Raw genomic sequence first — 18,350 nt, 5'->3', positions numbered from 1 at the left:
CCGCACGGCGGTGGACGGCGACGGTCAGCGGCGGATCGGGCTGTTCGGCCCGCGCATGGTCTTGGTCATGGCCTTCCAGCGCTGCAACCGGGCGGCCGCCAGCCGGGCGTCGGTCCGGGAGGCGATCCACTCGTTCTCCCGCTGGAGCTTGAGGTAGCTCTCCCACCTGCGCTCCGAGAGCGTGCCGTTGGCGAGCGCGGCCCGCACGGCGCAGCCGGGTTCGGTGTTGTGGCCGCAGTCGTGGAAGCGGCAGTCCTCGGCCAGTTCCTCGATCTCGCCGAAGGCCTGCCGCAGGCCCTCGCCACCGAACAGGCCGACCTCGCGCAGCCCGGGGGTGTCGATGACCACGCCGCCGCCGGGCAGCGGGACCAGCTCCCGGGTGGTGGTGGTGTGGCGGCCCTTCCCGTCCCGGTCCCTGGTCCGCTGGACTGCCATGGTGTCCGTCCCGGTCAGGGCGTTGGTCAGGGTGGACTTGCCCGCTCCGGACTGGCCGATCAGCGCGGTCGAACCGCCGAGGCAGGCGCGCAGGACGTCGATCCCCTCGCCGGTCTCGGCACTGACCACCAGGACGGTCACTCCGGGCGCGATCTGTTCGACATCGGACCGGATGTACTCCGCGTCGTCCACCACGTCGGCCTTGGTGAGGACGACCAGCGGTTCGGCGCCGCTCTCCCAGGCCAGGGACAGGAAGCGCTCGATCCGGCCGAGGTCGGGTTCGGCGGCGAGCGACACCACGATCAGTACGGAGTCGATGTTGGCCGCCAGGACCTGCCCCTCCGAGCGTCCGCGGGCACCCTTGCGGACGATCGCGGTACGGCGCGGCAGCAGCGCCGCCAGGGTGGCCATCGGTTCGGCCGCCAGGTCGACGGCCGTCCAGTCACCGGTGCACGGGTTGTTCACCGGGTCGGGGTCGAGGACCCGCCGCGAGTCGGCCCGCACGGTCCGCAGCTCGCCCGACTCGGGGTCGGCGAGCACGACCTCGCACTGGCCGCGGTCCACCCGGGCGATACGCGCGGGGGTGAGTCCGGCCTCGGTGAGGGGAGTGAACTCGGCAGCCCACGCCTCGTCCCAGCCGAAGCCGGACAGCAGGGGGGCGACGGAGAAGTTGTTCAAGGGGGATGACCCTTCGGGAAAAGGGTGGCCCCGGCCGTGCGCGTTCGACGCTCGGGCGTCAGCGCATGGTTGTGAGAGGGGGTCGGCCGGAGACCACGGAGGTAGGAACGCCGGTCTTCTTGGCACGGGCAACGCGCCGGACAACGACAGCCACCACGGTCGCCACCTCCCTCGTCATCTCGACAGCCGACGGAACGGCCTCTGACGGACCGTTCCGAACAACGCCACCGTAGTTCGGGCCGCCCGTCGCCGCCACCGGTTATCGGCGGGGCACCACCACAGCCCGACCGCGGACCGCCCGTCGCTGCTCGGCCTGCGTCATCGATTCGCTCCCGGGCCATCGACGACCACCGACAGGGCTCTGGACGTAGCCGGCCCACCATGTCCAAGAGGCCACTCCCGACAGTGCTCGAGTGATCAACTCCGCTCAACAAGAGCTGTTCTGACGTTCGGTCACACAACACCGGCCTTCATCGCGCAGGTCAGCCGCAGGCTCCCCGGACGGTGTAGAGGGTGACCGTGATGCCATGTACCGCCCGGGTGCGGCAGGGCGTGAACCTGGCTGCCAGCGCGGCGAGTTTGGCCTGGTCGCGCGCGGAGGCACCGGCCCGTGGGCGCGGGTCGGTGACCAGGACCACCCGGCGCTGGGCGGCCACGGCGGCACGGATCCGCTCGGGTCCGGTCTCCACGCCGTTGATGGTGCCGGAGTCCGCACCGGTCCGTGCCAGCGCCAGGTCGCGCAACCCGGCGAAGGCGGCCGGGTCGTAGAGCGCGGCCTCCCGGCGGGCGCCGGGGACGAAGAGCACCGCGTCTCCCGGACGGCCGAGGTCCCGTGCCGCGCGGGCCGCCGCCGCCACGTCGTTGGGCCTGCTCTGCGGGGTCCGCAGCCCGCGTTCCAGCGGAAGCGGCGCCAGGACCAGGACGGTCAGCGCCAACGAGGCGACCACCGGCCGTCCCGGGACGGGCCATTCGGTCAGCGCACGTGGCAGCCGGGCCCAGGCGCGGTCGAGGGCGAGACCGAGCAGCAGGGCGAGACCCGCGTAGCTGAAGACCACATAGCGGTCCACGTACAGCGGGTCGAGAAAGGAGACCAGGATCAGCGCCGCCGGGGGCAGGACCAGCAGGGGCAACGCCAACGCCCGGGCCCGGCACGGCGCGCCGGGAGCGGCGGGCTGCCGCAGGCAGGCGCAGAGCGCGCCGACGGCGCTGGTCAGGGCCGGCGCCCAGACGTCGGACCAGCCGGGCGTGGTGATCCACGCGACCTGGTCCGCCTGCGCCCGGCTGATCAGGCTCAACGGCAACAGGCCCGCCAGCACGGCCGCGGCCGCCACGGCCCAGCCGGCCCACACCCGGCGACCGGCCCGGCCCCAGCAGAGCGTCAGCGCGTGGGCGGCCATCGCCAGCACCGCGAACTCGTGCAGCAGCGCTCCGATCAGCATCACCGCGCCGTACGCCGTCCAGGCCCGGGCCGTAGGGCGCTGCCAGGCGCGGACCAGCAGCAGGCTGCCGAGTACCACCGCCGCGCACACCGAGGCGTAGCTGCGGCCCTCCTGCGCGTACTGCTGGACGGCGGGCACCAGCGCGAAGACCAGCCCGGCCAGCAGTCCGGCACGGCGCCCGGCGAGCCGGCGACCGGTCTCGGCGAGTGCTCCGGCGGCGAGCGCCATCGCGAGCACCGATGGCAGGCGCAGGGCCGGCAGGCCGCCGTCCCATAACCGGAAGACGGTGTTCAGCAGCAGGTAGTGCAGCCCGTGCACCGCGTCGATCTCGTGCAGCAGCCGCCAGATCTCGGGCAGGCTGCGGTGGGCGACCTGGTAACTCACCACCTCGTCCCGCCAGATGCTCCCGCCCCGCTCGACGCCCCAGAACCCCAGCAGCAGGGTGAGCAGGGCCGGCGGGAGGAGGACGGGCCAGCCCCGCTCCGGCGTCGCCGTCTTGTCGGTGGTCACGATTCCGGTCACGGTCATCCAGTATGCGGACTGCCCTTCGAGCCCGAACCGGACTGCCGCTCTGGTTTGGTGATCGCCCGTCTGAGACGCGGCGTCCCGGCCGTCCGCCGGGTCGGCCGGGCGCCGGGTCGGCCGGGCGCCGAGCCGCGTACCCGGTCTCGCTACCGACCGGTCCAGGGCCCGTGGTGGGGGCCGCCCGAACGGCTGCCCGGGCGGTCGGAGTCGGGTGGGGGCGGGGGCTGGCGGCGGATGCCGCCGGCACGGAGGCGTCCGCGCAGGTCCTTGGGCGGCAGGATCTCCGCCCACCGTTCGGGGTACTCGGACGGGACGTCGATGTCGTCCTCCTCGTCCTCCAGGTCCTCCTCGTGGCCCTCGCCGAGCCCGAGCTCCCGCGCCAGCCGGGCCCGCTCCACCGCCCGCCGCGCGCTGACCTCGCGGAACGCCGCCGCTGCGGCCTCCTCGTCGGCCCGCTCGTTCTCGGCCCGCGCGTCGGCGGTCTCGACCGTGGGCCACCTGCGGTCTATCGCGGCGTTCATCGCGGCGCCGATCAGCACGGCCAGCGCGACCACGCCGATCCACAGCAGCACCGCCACCGGTGCGGCCAGCGACCCGTACACCGTGGGGCCCTCGACCGAGTGGATCAGGTATATCCGGAGCAGCACGCTGCAGACCACCAGCACGCCGAGGGCGACCAGCGCGCCGGGGATGTCCTCCCGCCAGGGGGTGCTGACCGGGACGGCCACGTGGTACAGCGTGGTGAGGAAGGCGACCAGCAGCAGGATGGTGGCGGGCCAGTACAGCGCGTTGATCACGCCCGCCGCCATGGGCAGCTCGTAGACGACCAGTCCCGGACCGGCAACCAGTAGCGGCAGCACCAGCGAGCCGATCACCAGGGCGCCGAGGTAGAGGCCGAGCGACATGAGCCGGGTCTTGACGATGCCGCGCTTCCCGTCGAGCCCGTACATCACGGTGATGGTGTCGATGAAGATGTACAGCGCGCGCGAGCCGGACCAGAGCGAGAACAGGAAGCCGATCGAGATGAGGTCGGGCCGGGCCCTGTCGAAGACCCCGGTCAACAGCGGCTGGACGATCTGGTTGATCGAGCTGGGCGAGAGCACCGTCCCGGCTGCCGTGACGATGTCCTGCTTGAGCTTGTCGATGGTGCCGGCGCCGAGGATCTCGTCGAGGTAGCCGAGGGTGCCGGCCAGACCGAGCAGCAGTGGCGGGATGGAGAGCAGGGTGAAGAACGCGGCCTCCGCGGCGAGTCCGGTGACCCGGTACTCGACACAGGTGTTGGTGGTGTCCTTGATGAGTGCCCAGAGTGTGGTCCGCCATGCCGCCCTGGCACGCCGACGCCTGCCGCGGCGTCGCGAAGGCCGGTCGGGCGTCGTCCTGGAGGTTTCCCCTGCTGGTTGCACTCCCCTACGGTAGCGGGCCCGGTACCCACCGCCGGTCCGAGCGGCGATGCGCCCGCGGACTCGCCGGCGGACGGCGCCGCCGGCGGCATCCCGTGCGACACGTATGAGGGGGAGCGATGGGGTGGCCGCGGACACACCGGCACGGAGCGACATCTGACGCAGCGGCTCCGGTCTGGACCCTCCCCACAGCGTCTCATGCAATGGAACGAATCAGTCCACTATTCGGATGTTAGTGGACCGCGGGTCGCCGGCCGTGCGAATCTCTTGCCATGCCTAGCGCCGGAGCCACCCTGGTAGGTCGACTGCACGTCGATCTCCTTCGCGTGTCCAGCGCCATCTGTCCGGTGACCTGAGCCCCACCCCCGCTGCCACCACCGCACCCGGCGCCACCACCTGCCATCCCCGCAGACGCGGACGAAACGGCGCCCTCCGGCCGAGGTCACCGCCTGCCTGCGTCTCTTGATATCCGCAGGTCAAAAGCGGTTTCGCGGCCGGGATTGCCAGCCCCGCCCCCAGCCTGCTGCCTAAGGACGACACCATGGCAACCACTCCCGAGACGGTCGAGCCCGCGGCCGAGAGCGCACCTGTTCGCCGCCCCGCCGCCGCCCGCAAGGTGACCCGCCACCGCGGCGAGGGCCAGTGGGGCATGGGCCACTTCACTCCGCTGAACGCCAACGAGCAGTTCAAGCGGGACGACGACGGTCTCAATGTACGGACACGTATTGAGACGATCTACGCGCACCAGGGCTTCGACTCCATCGACCCCGCCGACCTGCGCGGCCGGATGCGCTGGTGGGGCCTGTACACCCAGCGCAAGGAGGGAATCGACGGCGGCAAGACGGCCATCCTGGACCCGCACGAGCTGGACGCCGAGTACTTCATGCTGCGGGTGCGCATCGACGGCGGCCGACTGACCGTGGCACAGCTGAAGGCGATCGGCGAGGTCTCCGAGGAGTACGGCCGCGGCACCGCCGACCTGACCGACCGGCAGAACGTCCAGTACCACTGGATCCGGATCGAGGACGTGCCGGCGATCTGGCGGAGGCTGGAGGCCGTCGGCCTGTCCACCACCGAGGCCTGCGGCGACACCCCGCGCGTCATCCTCGGCTCGCCGGTCGCCGGTGTCGCCGAGGACGAGATCATCGACGGCACGCCCGCCATCGACGAGATCCACCGCCGCTTCATCGGCAACCCCGAGTTCTCCAACCTGCCGCGCAAGTTCAAGAGCGCGATCTCCGGCTCGCCGCTGCTCGACGTGGCGCACGAGATCAACGACGTCGCCTTCGTCGGCGTGGTGCACCCCGAACACGGCCCGGGCTTCGACCTCTGGGTCGGCGGCGGGCTCTCCACCAACCCCAGGCTGGGCGTGCGGCTGGGTGCCTGGGTGCCGCTGGAGGAGGTCGCGGACGTCTTCGGTGGCGTGATCGGCATCTTCCGCGACTACGGCTACCGCCGGCTGCGCAACCGCGCCCGGCTCAAGTTCCTGGTCGCCGACTGGGGCGCCACGAGGTTCCGTCAGGTACTGGAGGACGAGTACCTGCGCCACCGGCTGATCGACGGCCCCGCCCCGGAGGAGCCCAGCGGCCGCTGGCGCGACCACGTGGGCGTGCACCGGCAGAAGGACGGGAAGTTCTACGTCGGCTTCGCCCCGCGCGTCGGCCGGGTCAACGGCAAGCTGCTCTCGCAGATCGCCGACCTGGCCGCCGAGCACGGCTCCGACCGGCTGCGCACCACCGCCGAGCAGAAGATGCTGATCCTCGACATCGCCGAGGACCGGGTCGAGTCGCTGGTGGCCGGGCTGGAGGCACTGGACCTGCGGGTCACCCCGTCCCCGTTCCGCCGCGGCACCATGGCCTGCACCGGCATCGAGTACTGCAAGCTCGCCATCGTCGAGACCAAGGAGCGCGGCCGCACCCTGATCGACGAACTGGAGCGGCGCCTGCCGGAGTTCGACGAGCCGCTGACCATCAACATCAACGGTTGCCCGAACGCCTGCGCCCGGATCCAGGTCGCGGACATCGGCCTCAAGGGCCAGCTGGTGACGGACGAGAACGGCGAGCAGGTCGAGGGCTACCAGGTGCACCTCGGCGGCGCGCTCGGCCTCCAGGCCGGGTTCGGCCGCAAGGTCCGCGGACTCAAGGTCACCAAGGACGGCCTGCCCGACTACGTCGAGCGGCTGCTGACCCGCTACCGGGCCGAGCGCCGCGAGGGCGAGCGGTTCGCCCAGTGGACCGCCCGCGCCGACGAGGAGGCGCTGTCGTGAGCGAGCGCGCGGCGCCGTTCTACTGCCCGTACTGCGGGGACGAGGACCTGCGTCCGTCCGAGACCGGCCACGGCGCCTGGGAGTGCGCGGCCTGTCGCCGGGCCTTCCAACTGAAGTTCCTGGGACTGCTGTCGACTGCCGACGGGAGCAAGGCACATGAGCACTGATCTGGAGGAGCTCGCGAACCGGACCGGCCGCGAGCTGGAGGACGCCACCCCGCAGGAGATCCTGCGCTGGGCCGCCGACACCTTCGGCAAGCGGTTCTGCGTCACCTCCTCGATGGCGGACGCCGTCGTCGCCCACCTGGCCTCGACCGTGTTCCCCGGCGTGGACGTGGTGTTCCTGGACACCGGCTACCACTTCGCCGAGACCATCGGCACCCGGGACGCGGTGGAGGCGACCATGCCGGTCACCGTCATCACGCTCACCCCGAAGCTCACCGTGGCCGAGCAGGACGCCCGGTACGGTCCCGCACTGCACGACCGCGACCCGGACCTGTGCTGCTCGCTGCGGAAGGTCGAGCCGCTGGGCCGCGGCCTCGGCGCGTACGACGCCTGGGCGACCGGCCTGCGCCGCGACGAGTCCCCGACCCGCGCGGGCACCCCGGTGGTGTCCTGGGACGCCAAGCGCCGCAAGGTGAAGATCGCGCCGATCGCCCGCTGGACCCAGGACGACGTGGACGCCTACGTCAACACCAACGGAGTCCTGCTCAACCCGCTGCTGTGGGAGGGCTACACCTCCATCGGATGCTCGCCGCTCTCCTGCACCGCCAAGCCCACCCAGGGCGAGTCGGGCCGGGCCGGCCGGTGGGCCGGCTCGGGCAAGACCGAGTGCGGCATCCACTCCTGACAATGCGTCAAATCCACTACCCGGAAAGGACATCACCGTGACGACAGCCAACACCTTGGCCGCCCGGGGAGCCGCAGAGGCGGCCCCCGCGGCCGCCCCCTGCGAGCGCGGCGCCACCGTGTGGCTGACCGGGCTGCCCAGCGCGGGCAAGACCACCCTCGCCTTCGCCCTCGCCGAGCGACTGCGCGCCGGAGGCCACCGGGTCGAGGTCCTGGACGGTGACGAGATCCGCGAGTTCCTCTCCAAAGGACTGGGCTTCAGCCGGGAGGACCGGCACACCAACGTGACCCGGATCGGCTTCGTGGCCCAGAAGTTGGCCGCCAACGGCGTCAAGGTGCTCGCACCGGTGATCGCGCCCTACGCCGACGCGCGTGCCGCCGTCCGCGAGCGCCACGCCGCCAACGGCACGGAGTTCCTGGAGATCCACGTCGCCACCCCCGTCGAGCTCTGCTCCGAGCGCGACGTCAAGGGCCTGTACGCCAAGCAGGCCGCTGGCGAGCTGTCCGGCCTCACCGGTGTGGACGACCCGTACGAGACCCCGGACGACCCGGAGCTGCGGATTCACACGCAGGGCCGTTCGGTGGCCGAGTCCGCCGCCGAGCTGCACCAATTCCTGACCGAGAGGGGCCTGGCTTGATCCCCACCTTGGCCCCGAAGGGCCAGAGCCTCCTCCGGTCGCCCGGCGGACCTTCCCGCTTCACGGCCGGCAGCCTCCGGAGCGAACCCGAGACGAGGTCCCACACCAGCTCCGAAGGCATCACTTCCCGCCGACCCGGCGGCAGGTCCAGCCGACCGACTGGACCTGCAGAGTTCATCACCGTTCAGCAGAGCGTTAGGAGTCTCGCATGACGACGGCGACCCGGAGCCTGGTGGACACCACCGAGAACCCTCCCCCAGCCTCCGGCCGGGGGTACCCCCACGCGCTGTCGCACCTGGACGCGCTGGAGGCGGAGTCGGTGCACATCTTCCGCGAGGTGGCGGGGGAGTTCGAGCGGCCGGTGATCCTGTTCTCGGGCGGCAAGGACTCGATCGTCATGCTGCATCTGGCGCTGAAGGCCTTCGCGCCGGCGTCGATACCGTTCTCGCTGCTGCACGTGGACACCGGGCACAACTTCCCCGAGGTCATCGCCTACCGCGACCGGGCCGTCGCCGAGCACAACCTGCGGCTGCACGTCGCCTCCGTCCAGGACTTCATCGACCGCGGCCTGCTGCGCGAACGCCCGGACGGCACCCGCAACCCGCTGCAGACCGTTCCGCTGCTGGACGCCATCGAGAAGAACCGTTTCGACGCGGTCTTCGGCGGGGGCCGCCGCGACGAGGAGAAGGCCCGCGCCAAGGAACGGGTCTTCTCGCTGCGCGATGAGTTCGGCGCCTGGGACCCGCGCCGTCAGCGCCCCGAGCTGTGGTCGCTCTACAACGGCCGCCACGCTCCCGGCGAGCACGTGCGCGTCTTCCCGCTCTCCAACTGGACCGAGCTGGACGTCTGGCAGTACATCGAGCGCGAGAACATCGACCTCCCGGAGATCTACTACGCCCACGAGCGCGAGGTGTTCGCGCGGGGCGGCATGTGGCTCACCGCCGGCGAGTGGGGCGGCCCCAAGGAACACGAGACGCCTCAACGGCGGCTGATCCGCTACCGCACCGTCGGCGACATGTCCTGCACCGGCGCCGTCGACTCCGACGCCACCGACATCCAGGCCGTCATCGCCGAGATCGCCGCCAGCCGCCTCACCGAACGCGGCGCCACCCGGGCCGACGACAAGCTCTCCGAGGCCGCCATGGAAGACCGCAAGCGCGAGGGGTACTTCTAGACATGACCACCGCCCCCCTGATCGATGGAAGCGGCGCCACCTCGCTGCTGCGCTTCGCCACCGCCGGCTCCGTCGACGACGGCAAGTCCACCCTGGTCGGCCGCCTGCTGCACGACTCCAAGTCCGTGCTCGCCGACCAGTTGGAGGCCGTCGAACGCGCCTCCCAAAACCGCGGCCAGGACACGCCCGACCTCGCGCTGCTCACCGACGGCCTGCGCGCCGAGCGCGAGCAGGGCATCACCATCGACGTCGCCTACCGCTACTTCGCCACCCCCAGGCGCCGGTTCATCCTCGCCGACACCCCCGGCCACGTGCAGTACACCCGCAACATGGTCACCGGCGCCTCCACCGCCGAACTGGCCGTGGTGCTGGTCGACGCCCGCCACGGCGTGGTCGAGCAGACCCGCCGCCACGCCGCCGTCGCCGCCCTGCTGCGCGTCCCGCACGTGGTGCTGGCGGTCAACAAGATGGACCTGGTCGACTACGCCGAGCCCGTCTTCGCCGCCATCGCCGAGGAGTTCACCTCCTACGCGGCCTCGCTCGGCGTCAAGGACATCGTCGCCGTCCCGATCTCCGCACTGGCCGGAGACAACGTGGTCGAGCCGTCCGCCCGCATGGACTGGTACGGCGGCCCGACCCTGCTGGAACACCTGGAGACCGTCCCGGTCGGCACCGACCCGAGCCTGGAGCCGACCCGTCTCCCCGTCCAGTACGTGATCCGACCCCAGCGGGGACAGGGGGTGAGCGCGGAGTACCACGACTACCGCGGCTACGCCGGGCAGTTGGCGTCCGGCGTGCTGCGGGTCGGCGACACCGTCACCGTCCTGCCCTCCGGCCACACCACCACCGTCACGGCCATCGACGCCCTCGGTGCGCAGACGGACATCGCCTGGGCCCCCCGGTCGGTCACCGTCCGCCTCGCCGACGACATCGACATCTCCCGCGGCGACCTGATCGCGGCAGGCCGGGCTCCCGTGCCCACCAAGGACATCGAGGCCACCGTCTGCCACCTGGGCGAGCGCCCGCTGCGCGCCGGGGACAAGGTGCTGCTCAAGCACACCACCCGGACCGTGCGCGCGCTCGTCAAGGACATCTCGTACCGCATCGACATCACTGCGCCGATCAGCGAAGGGGGCCTCGAACAGCGGTCCGGTGCCGAGGGGTTGAACGTCAACGACATCGGCCACGTGACGCTCCGCGCCGCCGAGCCGCTGGCGCTGGACGAGTACGCGGACAACCGCCGCACCGGCTCGTTCCTGCTGATCGACCCGGCCGACGGCACCACCCTCACCGCCGGCATGGCGGGCGAGGCCTTCGAGACCGTACGCGCCACCGAACCCGTTGAGGAGGACTGGGTCTGATGCCCAGCGAGGCGTTCTCGGGCATGGACAAGGAAGGCGGCCGCATCGGCGGAGGGACCCTCGGCAGCGGCCAGGGCGGTCTGAACCGATGTGCGGGCGGACACGGGCGCTGAGCCCGCGCCACCGGGCCGTCCCTTCACCGACCGCCCGGCCTGTCCGGCACCCCGACCCGGCCGCACACCACCCCGACCTCCACGAACAGGACGACTCCCATGGCACCGAACCCGGCGATCCCGCATACCCGCAAGCGCCCCGGCCCCGGCCGGATCAGACGGTCCGCCACCGCCGCCGTGGCGGGCCTGACCGCCGTCCTCCTGCTCTCGGCCTGCGGCTACGGCTCCAAGGCGGCCGACTCCGCCCCCAGCGCGGCCCCGGCCGCCTCCTCGGGCTCGAAGCTCTCCGCCGACACCGTGAAGATCGGCTACTTCCCGAACCTGACCCACGGCACCGCCCTGGTCGGCCTGGGGGACGGCTTCTTCCAGAAGGAGCTGGGCGCGACCCGGATCAGGACCCAGACCTTCAACGCCGGTCCGGCCGAGATCGAGGCGCTGAACGCCGGTTCCATCGACATCGGCTGGATCGGCCCCTCCCCCGCGGTCAACGGTTACACCAAGTCGAACGGACAGTCGCTGCGCATCATCGGCGGCTCCGCATCCGGCGGCGTCAGGCTGGTGGTCAACCCCGACCGGATCAAGTCACCGGACGACCTCAGGGGCAAGAGGATCGCCACCCCGCAGCTGGGCAACACCCAGGACGTCGCGCTGCTCGACTACCTGGCCGACAAGGGCTACCGGGTCGATCCGCAGACCGGCGGCGGGGACGTCTCGGTGGTCCGCACCGACAACAAGGTCACCCCCGACGCCTACAAGTCCGGTTCCATCGACGGCGCCTGGGTGCCCGAACCGACCGCCTCCAAGCTGGTCACCCTCGGCGCCAGGGAACTCCTCGACGAGAAGTCCCTGTGGCCCGACGGCAAGTTCGTGATCACCAACATCATCGTCTCGCAGAAGTTCCTCAAGGAGCACCCGGACGTGGTCGAGGCCGTACTGCGCGGCTCGGTGAACGCCAACGCCTACATCAAGGCCAACCCGGACCAGGCCAAGGCCGACGCCAACGCCCGGCTCAAGGCCGACAGCGGCAGCGCGCTGGACGCGGCGGTCCTCGACCCGGCCTGGCAGGACATCGACTTCATCGACGACCCGCTGGCCGCCACCCTGCAGACCGAGGCCGACCACGCGGTGACCGCCGGACTGCTCAAGAAGCCTGACCTGGCCGGGATCTACGACCTGACCCTGCTCAACAAGGTGCTCCAGGCCAAGGGCCGGCCCGCCGTCGCGGACGCCGGACTCGGCGCCAAGTAGCCGCCCTGCACAGCTCCGTGGCCCGCCCCGCTCCGTCCCCGTCGATGCCCAGTCACCGGACGGAGCGGGGCCGGCCCCGGCCCGAGCCTCCGCCCACCCCGTCCCTCCCTCCTCGCCCGCCAACGGGCGGGGGTACCCCCGGCCGAAGGCTGGGGGCGAGGGGCCCCGACCACTCACGCAGGAGGTGCCCGGCATGCCCCCGGCACTGACCACCTCGCAGGCCGCCACCGGAAGTGAGCCCGACGGCCACGCCCCCGCCATCCGGCTCTCCCACGTCCACAAGACCTACGGCCGCCCCGGCACCGCCGCCCCCGTCCTCGACGACATCTCCCTCGACGTCGCGCCCGGCGAGTTCGTCACCCTGCTCGGCGCCTCCGGCTGCGGCAAGTCCACCCTGCTCAACCTGATCGCCGGACTCGACCGGCCCACCACCGGCACCATCGAAGTCCCCAGCGGCCGCCCCGCCCTGATGTTCCAGGAACACGCCCTCTTCCCCTGGCTGACAGCAGGCCGCAACATCGAACTCGCCCTCCGCCTGGCCGGCATCCCCCGCCCCGAACGCCGTCCCGAAGCCGAGCGCCTGCTCGAACTCGTCCGCCTCTCCGGCTCCTACGGCAAACGGGTGCACGAACTCTCCGGCGGCATGCGCCAGCGCGTCGCCCTAGCCCGCGCCCTCGCCCAGGGCAGCCGCGTCCTGCTGATGGACGAACCGTTCGCCGCCCTGGACGCCATCACCCGCGACGTCCTGCACGACGAGATCACCCGGATCTGGGCCGAACGAGAGCTCACCGTCCTGTTCGTCACCCACAACGTCCGCGAGGCCGTCCGACTCGCCCAGCGCGTCGTCCTGCTCTCCTCCCGCCCCGGCCGAGTACGCCGCCAATGGCACATCGACCTGCCCCAGCCGCGCCGCATCGAGGACACCGGCGTCGCGGACCTGTCCATCGAGATCACCGAAGAACTGCGTGGGGAGATCCGCCGCCATGGCAAGCACTGACACCACACCCGTGCAGACCCAGCGCCCCACAGCCGACAACACCCCGGCCAAGGACAGCCCGGTCAGCACCGAGGACCTCGGCGCCGGCCTGGACGCACTGGACAGCGTCACCATCCAGCACGCCCCGATCACCCGGACCCTGCGGGAAAAGGTCCTCCCCCCGGTGATCGCCATCGCGCTGGTACTCGGCCTGTGGCAGCTCGCCTTCACCCTGCACCTCACCGACACCTACAAACTGCCCAGCCCCGCCATGGTCTGGCACTCACTCACCGACCTCTGGTACGCCGGAACGCTCTTCTCCATCATCTGGACCAGCCTCTGGCGCGGCATCTCCGGCTTCCTCGCCGCCGTCGCCATCGGCACCCCGATCGGACTCCTGGTCGCCCGGACCAGGCCCGTACGCGCCGCGATCGGCCCGATCCTCTCCGGCCTCCAGTCCCTGCCCTCGGTCGCCTGGGTACCCGCCGCCGTCATCTGGCTCGGCATCAACGACTCCGCGATGTACGCCGTGATCCTCCTCGGCGCCGTCCCCTCCATCGCCAACGGCCTCGTCTCCGGCATCGACCAAGTCCCCCCGCTGTTCCTGCGGGCCGGCCGCACCATGGGCGCCACCGGCCTGACCGGCGCCCGCCACGTCCTGCTACCCGCTGCCCTCCCCGGCTACCTCGCCGGCCTCAAACAGGGCTGGGCCTTCTCCTGGCGCTCCCTGATGGCCGCCGAACTCATCGCCTCCTCCCCCGACCTCGGCCTGGGCCTGGGCCGCTACCTGGAGAACCGCCGCGAGGACATCGACATGCCCGGCGTCCTCCTCGGCATCATCCTCATCCTCACCGTCGGCATCGCCATCGACCTACTCGTCTTCTCCCCGATCGAACGCACCGTGCTCCGCAGCCGCGGCCTGCTGACCACCAACCGCTGACGCCGGACCACCCGACCTTCCGCCGCCGACGCCCGATCGCACCGAGGGGCCGCACATGTCCACGAGCAGACCGCCCGCCTCCGCCCCGGCCCGCCTCACCACCGGCCCCGGGACGGCGGCGGCCCGCCCGGCGCCGTCCGACCCCTCGGCCAGGTCCGCCGGAGGCCCCCTGCGCCGCGTCCGCGCCCACGCAGGGCCCCGCCCACTCCCGGTCTCAACGCCAACTCCCCTTCCCCGTACGGCACTCCCGGCTCCCACCCTGCTACTGATCGCCCATGGCAGCCGTGACCCCCGGCACGCCGCCACCGTGGACGCCCTGGTCGAACGCCTGCGCCTGCTGCGCCCCCGACTGGAGATCGCCACCGCCTACCTGGACCACTGCGCCCCGCGCATCCCCCAGGTGCTCGGGCGGCTGGACGGCACCCCCGCGGTCGCCGTACCACTGCTGCTCAACCGGGCCTTCCACGCCAAGAGCGACATCCCGGCGGCCCTGCGCGAGGCCGGTGCCGTGCTGCCGCTGGCCGAGGTCCTCGGTCCGTCCCCACTGCTCCTCGCCGCCCTCGACCGCCGCCTGGCCGAGGCCGGTCTCGACGTGCGCTCCGCCGCCGTGCGCGCCCGCACCGGCGTGGTCCTGTCCGCCGCCGGGTCCTGTGACCCGGCCGCCGACGCCGCCACCCGGGCACTCGCCGCCGACTGGCGGCGCACCCGGGGCTGGGCCGCCGTCGAGGTCGCCTACGCCTCGGCCGGCGGTCCGCGCGTTCCCGAGGCCGTCGCCGCACTGCGCGCCTCGGGCGTCACCCAAGTCGCCGTCGCTCCCTACCTGTTGGCGCCCGGCCTGCTCCCCGACCGCATCACCGCGGCCGCCGCCGAGGCCGGTGCCGACCTGACCGCCCCCGTCCTAGGAGCCGCGCCGGAACTCGCCCGCCTCCTCCTGCACCGGTACGACCGGGCACACCGGGCGGCTGACCGGACCACCGCCCTGATCGCCTGAACGGCTTGCCGTCCCCGTGCCGACCCGACGTTTTTTGCGCTGCGATCCGGCTCGGTGAGACTGTGCGACGTGACATCCAATCAGACAGGCCCGCTCATCGGCGGCACATTCGGGCTGATCTTCATCCAGGCGAACGCCGGTGACCTCCCGTCAGCCATCGCCATCCCCCTACGGGCGCTCGGGGCAGCCGCGTTCCTCGGACTGCTCGCCGCACTGCGCAGGGCCCCCGCGCCCCGGACCACCGGGACGCCGCAGCGCACCTTCGGACGCGGCTACTGGCTCGTGGTGGCCGCCGAGGTGATCGCCGCAGCGGCCGGCTTCTTCGTCATCATTTCAGTGCTGCACGCCCCGCACGCGACGGTCGGCTGGATCGCCCTCGTGGTCGGCGTGCACTTCTTCGGCCTCGCGGCCGTCTGGCGGATGGCCGCCCTGCGCCTGCTGGCCGCGGGGATGTCCCTGTGCGGCGCCGCCGGTCTGGTCCTGGCCGCCTGCGGCTCCTCCCCCGCCGTCATCGCAGGGGTCGCGGGCATCGCCCCGGGCGCCCTGCTGCTCGCCTCCGTCTGGCGGAGTGCCCTCGCCAAGCCGGCGCTCCAGGACACCCCCGCCTGATCCAGGACACCCCGCGCACCGAGCCGTTGGCGCCGGGTGCAGCCCACCTCACCGGACCGGGCTGGCCCCGGCCTCGACCGTCAGTGCGCGCCGCCGGACCGCCGTCACTTCAGGCCGGCGGCCATCCGTCCAGGGCTGCCGACAGTCGGTCGCGAGTCCAGTCGTCCCGGCAGGCCGCCTGCGCCGCCCGCAGGCCCGCCTCGAAGCGTGAGGCCAGGTCGGACAGCGCGGCCCGGGCCGCGAGGCTCCGCGGAGTCGGCCGGCCGGCCCGGAAGTCCTCCTCGCCCGCGTAGTCGAGCGGTGCCAGCACCCACGGCCAGGCGCCCGCCGCGCAGGCCTGCTGGTACGGGTCGCCGTCCTCGACCGCCCGGACCAGGCTCTCCTGCACCCGCCGGCGCCCGACCGACTCGACCAGCACGGCGGCCAGCGAACGCGGCGAGCTCCGGTCGTCGTCACTCACCAGCGCCCGGAGCACGAGCTCGTAGTGGCGCTCGACCAGTGCCCGCCGCCCGGTCAGCTCCCGGACGGCCGACTGCCGCTTGTGCCCGATCCGGTGATACTGCGGAAAGTACGGCTCCCGCTGGGCGAACGCCGCCACCCTCGGGTCGTCCGGCTCCGTCCACTCGACCCCGAGGGACCGCAACAGCTCGTCCAGGCAGCCCTCCTGCCGGGCCAGCCGCGCGCCGAGTTCCATCCGTCCCCATCCGTCGAAGAGATCGCACCCGAGCTCCACGGGCCGGCCGTCGGGACCGCCGGGGTCCGCGCCCAGCCCGCCGGGCCGCAACAGGAGCCCGGCATCGGGCGGTTCGGGCGGCCACCGGACGATCGGCGGCCGCCCCAGCCGTGTTGACGCGCTGCGTCAGTCCGCCTTGCGGCGCTGGCGGCCGGTGCCGTAGTTGGAGCCGCTCTTGGCGCCCGAGCCGGGCTTGGGGCGGCCCGAGGCCTTGCCGATGAAGCCGGCGGCCATCCGGCGGCCACCGCCCTCGCCGGTGCCCGAACCGGCGGCGCCGAAGCGCTGCTTGGGGCGCGGCCGCTTGGCGTTGCCGCTGGCGTCCACGTCGGCGGGCAGGCCGGAGCGGCGGGGCGGGCGGCGGCGGGCGGGCGCCGCACCGGAGGGTGCGGCCGGAGCGGCGGCCGGCGCGGGCTGGACCACGGCCGGGATCGGGAGGACGGCGACACCGCTGGGGGTGCGGGCACCGGTGATCCGGGCCAGTTCGGCGTCGGTGGGACGGACCTTGGTGACGGTGGGCCGGATGCCCGCGGTGGACATCAGGCGGTTGACCTCGCGGCGCTGCTCGGGCAGCACCAGGGTGACCACGGTGCCGGACTCGCCGGCCCGCGCGGTGCGGCCACCGCGGTGCAGGTAGTCCTTGTGGTCGATCGGCGGGTCGACGTTGACGACCAGGTCGAGGCCGTCGATGTGGATGCCCCGGGCGGCGACGTTGGTGGCGATCAGCGCGGTGACCTGGCCGTCGCGGAACTGGTCCAGGGTGCGGTTGCGCTGCGGCTGGGACTTGCCGCCGTGCAGCGCGGCGGCCTGCACACCGTTGGCCCGCAGCTGCTTGGCCAGCCGGTCGGCGCCGTGCTTGGTGTGCACGAACATGATGACGCGTCCCTCGCGGGCGGCGATCCGCGCGGTGGCCTCGGCCTTGTCGGCCGGGTCCAGCTGGATCAGGTGGTGGTCCATGGTGGTCACCGCGCCGGCCGACGGATCCACCGAATGGGTGACCGGGTCGGCCAGGAAACGGCGCACCAGGCGGTCGATGTTGCGGTCCAGGGTGGCAGAGAACAGCATCCGCTGCCCACCCTCGGCGACCTGCTCCAGCAGCTTGGTGACCTGCGGCAGGAAGCCCATGTCGGCCATCTGGTCGGCCTCGTCCAGGACGGTGATGGTGACCTGGTCGAGCTGGACGTCCTGCCGGTTGATCAGGTCGTCCAGTCGCCCGGGGGTGGCGACCAGGACCTCGGTGCCGCGCCGCACCGCATTGGACTGCTTGTTGATCGACATGCCGCCGACCACGGTGGTGATCCGCAGGTTGACCGCGTTGGCGTACGGGGTGAGGGCCTCGGTGACCTGCTGGGCCAGCTCGCGGGTGGGCACCAGGACCAGGGCCAGCGGGCGGCGGGCCGAGGCGCGCTGCCCGGCGGTACGGGCCAGCAGCGGCAGGCCGAAGGCCAGGGTCTTGCCGGAGCCGGTCCGGCCCCGGCCGAGCACGTCGCGCCCGGCGAGCGAGTCGGGCAGGGTGGCGGCCTGGATCGGGAAGGGCTCGGTGACGCCCTCCTTGGTGAGCGCGGACACCAGTGCCTTCGGCATGTCCAGCTCGGCGAAGCTCTCGGCGGCCGGGCGGGCGGGGGTGCCCTCGATGACGGTGAAGTCCTCGGCGACCTGCGGCGCGGCGGTACGGGCCCGCGGAGCCCGGCGCGGCCCGGACGAGCCGCGGCCGGCCGATCGGGTGCGGTCGGCGCCGGAGCGCTCGGCGCCGCGGGTGCGGTCGGTGGCTCGCTGGCGGTCCGTGGCACGGTTGCGCGGCGGGCGGGCAGGGGTGGTCATGGGTTCTCCAGTCCTGTTCGGCCGATGGCCGCGGGTACCGCGTGATGATCGCAGAGGATCGCGGATGCCGTGGCGGCAGGCCATGGGTCGTCGCCCCCGGCCGGAGGCTGGGGGGGTGGGTCGGCCGTCAGGGTGTGGAGGTGCGCCGCCCCGGCCGT

At 72.6% G+C, this 18,350-nt stretch carries 17 protein-coding genes; 12 read left to right on the top strand and 5 right to left on the bottom strand.

Annotation, left to right across the window (positions count from 1 at the left end):
• Positions 1 to 24: 24 nt before the first annotated feature.
• The 3 genes from rsgA to ACWDAK_RS02860 form a co-directional block, all read right to left on the bottom strand.
• A complete protein-coding gene (gene rsgA, locus ACWDAK_RS02870) occupies positions 25 to 1,113 on the bottom strand; it encodes a ribosome small subunit-dependent GTPase A (protein WP_344636482.1) in 1,089 nt (362 codons plus the stop codon).
• Positions 1,114 to 1,595: 482 nt separating this feature from the next.
• Positions 1,596 to 3,074: a glycosyltransferase family 39 protein gene (locus ACWDAK_RS02865; RefSeq protein ID WP_427393145.1), complete on the bottom strand. Its 1,479-nt coding sequence runs from the start codon at positions 3,072 to 3,074 to the stop codon at positions 1,596 to 1,598.
• Between the two features lie 149 nt (positions 3,075 to 3,223).
• Positions 3,224 to 4,480, bottom strand: a complete 1,257-nt coding sequence (locus ACWDAK_RS02860) for a YihY/virulence factor BrkB family protein (protein ID WP_344636484.1) — start codon at positions 4,478 to 4,480, stop codon at positions 3,224 to 3,226.
• A gap of 269 nt (positions 4,481 to 4,749) precedes the next feature.
• Between ACWDAK_RS02860 and ACWDAK_RS02855 the strand changes: the two genes are divergently transcribed.
• From ACWDAK_RS02855 to ACWDAK_RS02800, 12 genes are all read left to right on the top strand, one after another.
• Positions 4,750 to 4,833 carry a putative leader peptide gene (locus tag ACWDAK_RS02855; protein ID WP_317634116.1) on the top strand — a complete coding sequence of 28 codons (84 nt, stop codon included), beginning with the start codon at positions 4,750 to 4,752 and terminating at the stop codon, positions 4,831 to 4,833.
• A gap of 185 nt (positions 4,834 to 5,018) precedes the next feature.
• The gene (locus tag ACWDAK_RS02850) at positions 5,019 to 6,743 is read left to right on the top strand and encodes a nitrite/sulfite reductase (protein ID WP_427393146.1); all 1,725 of its coding nucleotides are present in this window, start codon (positions 5,019 to 5,021) and stop codon (positions 6,741 to 6,743) included.
• Positions 6,740 to 6,910: a hypothetical protein gene (locus tag ACWDAK_RS02845; protein ID WP_344636486.1), complete on the top strand. Its 171-nt coding sequence runs from the start codon at positions 6,740 to 6,742 to the stop codon at positions 6,908 to 6,910. Before ACWDAK_RS02850 ends, ACWDAK_RS02845 begins: the two co-directional genes overlap by 4 nt.
• Complete coding sequence (locus tag ACWDAK_RS02840) at positions 6,900 to 7,592, top strand: phosphoadenylyl-sulfate reductase (protein ID WP_344636487.1); 693 nt, start codon at positions 6,900 to 6,902, stop codon at positions 7,590 to 7,592. The genes ACWDAK_RS02845 and ACWDAK_RS02840 overlap by 11 nt, the downstream gene beginning before the upstream one ends.
• A gap of 55 nt (positions 7,593 to 7,647) precedes the next feature.
• Positions 7,648 to 8,229, top strand: coding sequence for an adenylyl-sulfate kinase (cysC, locus tag ACWDAK_RS02835; RefSeq protein ID WP_344636558.1), 582 nt, complete (start codon positions 7,648 to 7,650; stop codon positions 8,227 to 8,229).
• Between the two features lie 208 nt (positions 8,230 to 8,437).
• Positions 8,438 to 9,403: a sulfate adenylyltransferase subunit CysD gene (gene cysD, locus ACWDAK_RS02830; protein WP_344636488.1), complete on the top strand. Its 966-nt coding sequence runs from the start codon at positions 8,438 to 8,440 to the stop codon at positions 9,401 to 9,403.
• Between the two features lie 2 nt (positions 9,404 to 9,405).
• Entirely contained in the window at positions 9,406 to 10,764 is a 1,359-nt protein-coding gene (locus ACWDAK_RS02825) for a sulfate adenylyltransferase subunit 1 (protein ID WP_427393147.1), read from the top strand.
• Positions 10,765 to 10,976: 212 nt separating this feature from the next.
• A complete protein-coding gene (locus ACWDAK_RS02820; RefSeq protein WP_427393148.1) occupies positions 10,977 to 12,125 on the top strand; it encodes an aliphatic sulfonate ABC transporter substrate-binding protein in 1,149 nt (382 codons plus the stop codon).
• A 193-nt stretch (positions 12,126 to 12,318) separates the two neighbouring features.
• Positions 12,319 to 13,122: an ABC transporter ATP-binding protein gene (locus ACWDAK_RS02815; RefSeq protein WP_344636491.1), complete on the top strand. Its 804-nt coding sequence runs from the start codon at positions 12,319 to 12,321 to the stop codon at positions 13,120 to 13,122.
• Positions 13,109 to 14,041 carry an ABC transporter permease gene (locus tag ACWDAK_RS02810; protein ID WP_427393149.1) on the top strand — a complete coding sequence of 311 codons (933 nt, stop codon included), beginning with the start codon at positions 13,109 to 13,111 and terminating at the stop codon, positions 14,039 to 14,041. The genes ACWDAK_RS02815 and ACWDAK_RS02810 overlap by 14 nt, the downstream gene beginning before the upstream one ends.
• A 259-nt stretch (positions 14,042 to 14,300) precedes the next feature.
• Positions 14,301 to 15,032: a sirohydrochlorin chelatase gene (locus ACWDAK_RS02805; protein WP_344636559.1), complete on the top strand. Its 732-nt coding sequence runs from the start codon at positions 14,301 to 14,303 to the stop codon at positions 15,030 to 15,032.
• A 69-nt stretch (positions 15,033 to 15,101) separates the two neighbouring features.
• On the top strand, positions 15,102 to 15,641 hold the full coding sequence (locus tag ACWDAK_RS02800) for a hypothetical protein (protein ID WP_427393150.1): 540 nt from the start codon (positions 15,102 to 15,104) through the stop codon (positions 15,639 to 15,641).
• 109 nt (positions 15,642 to 15,750) lie between these two features.
• Here ACWDAK_RS02800 and ACWDAK_RS02795 read toward each other — a convergent pair whose 3' ends face one another.
• Positions 15,751 to 16,335 carry a hypothetical protein gene (locus tag ACWDAK_RS02795; RefSeq protein WP_427393151.1) on the bottom strand — a complete coding sequence of 195 codons (585 nt, stop codon included), beginning with the start codon at positions 16,333 to 16,335 and terminating at the stop codon, positions 15,751 to 15,753.
• Between the two features lie 165 nt (positions 16,336 to 16,500).
• On the bottom strand, positions 16,501 to 18,192 hold the full coding sequence (locus tag ACWDAK_RS02790) for a DEAD/DEAH box helicase (RefSeq protein WP_427393152.1): 1,692 nt from the start codon (positions 18,190 to 18,192) through the stop codon (positions 16,501 to 16,503).
• Between the last annotated feature and the right edge of the window lie 158 nt (positions 18,193 to 18,350).

The sequence above is a fragment of the Kitasatospora sp. NPDC001175 genome (assembly GCF_053598215.1).
The sequence above is the reverse complement of the archived record's forward strand: the minus strand, read 5'-3'. Positions and strand labels throughout refer to the sequence as shown.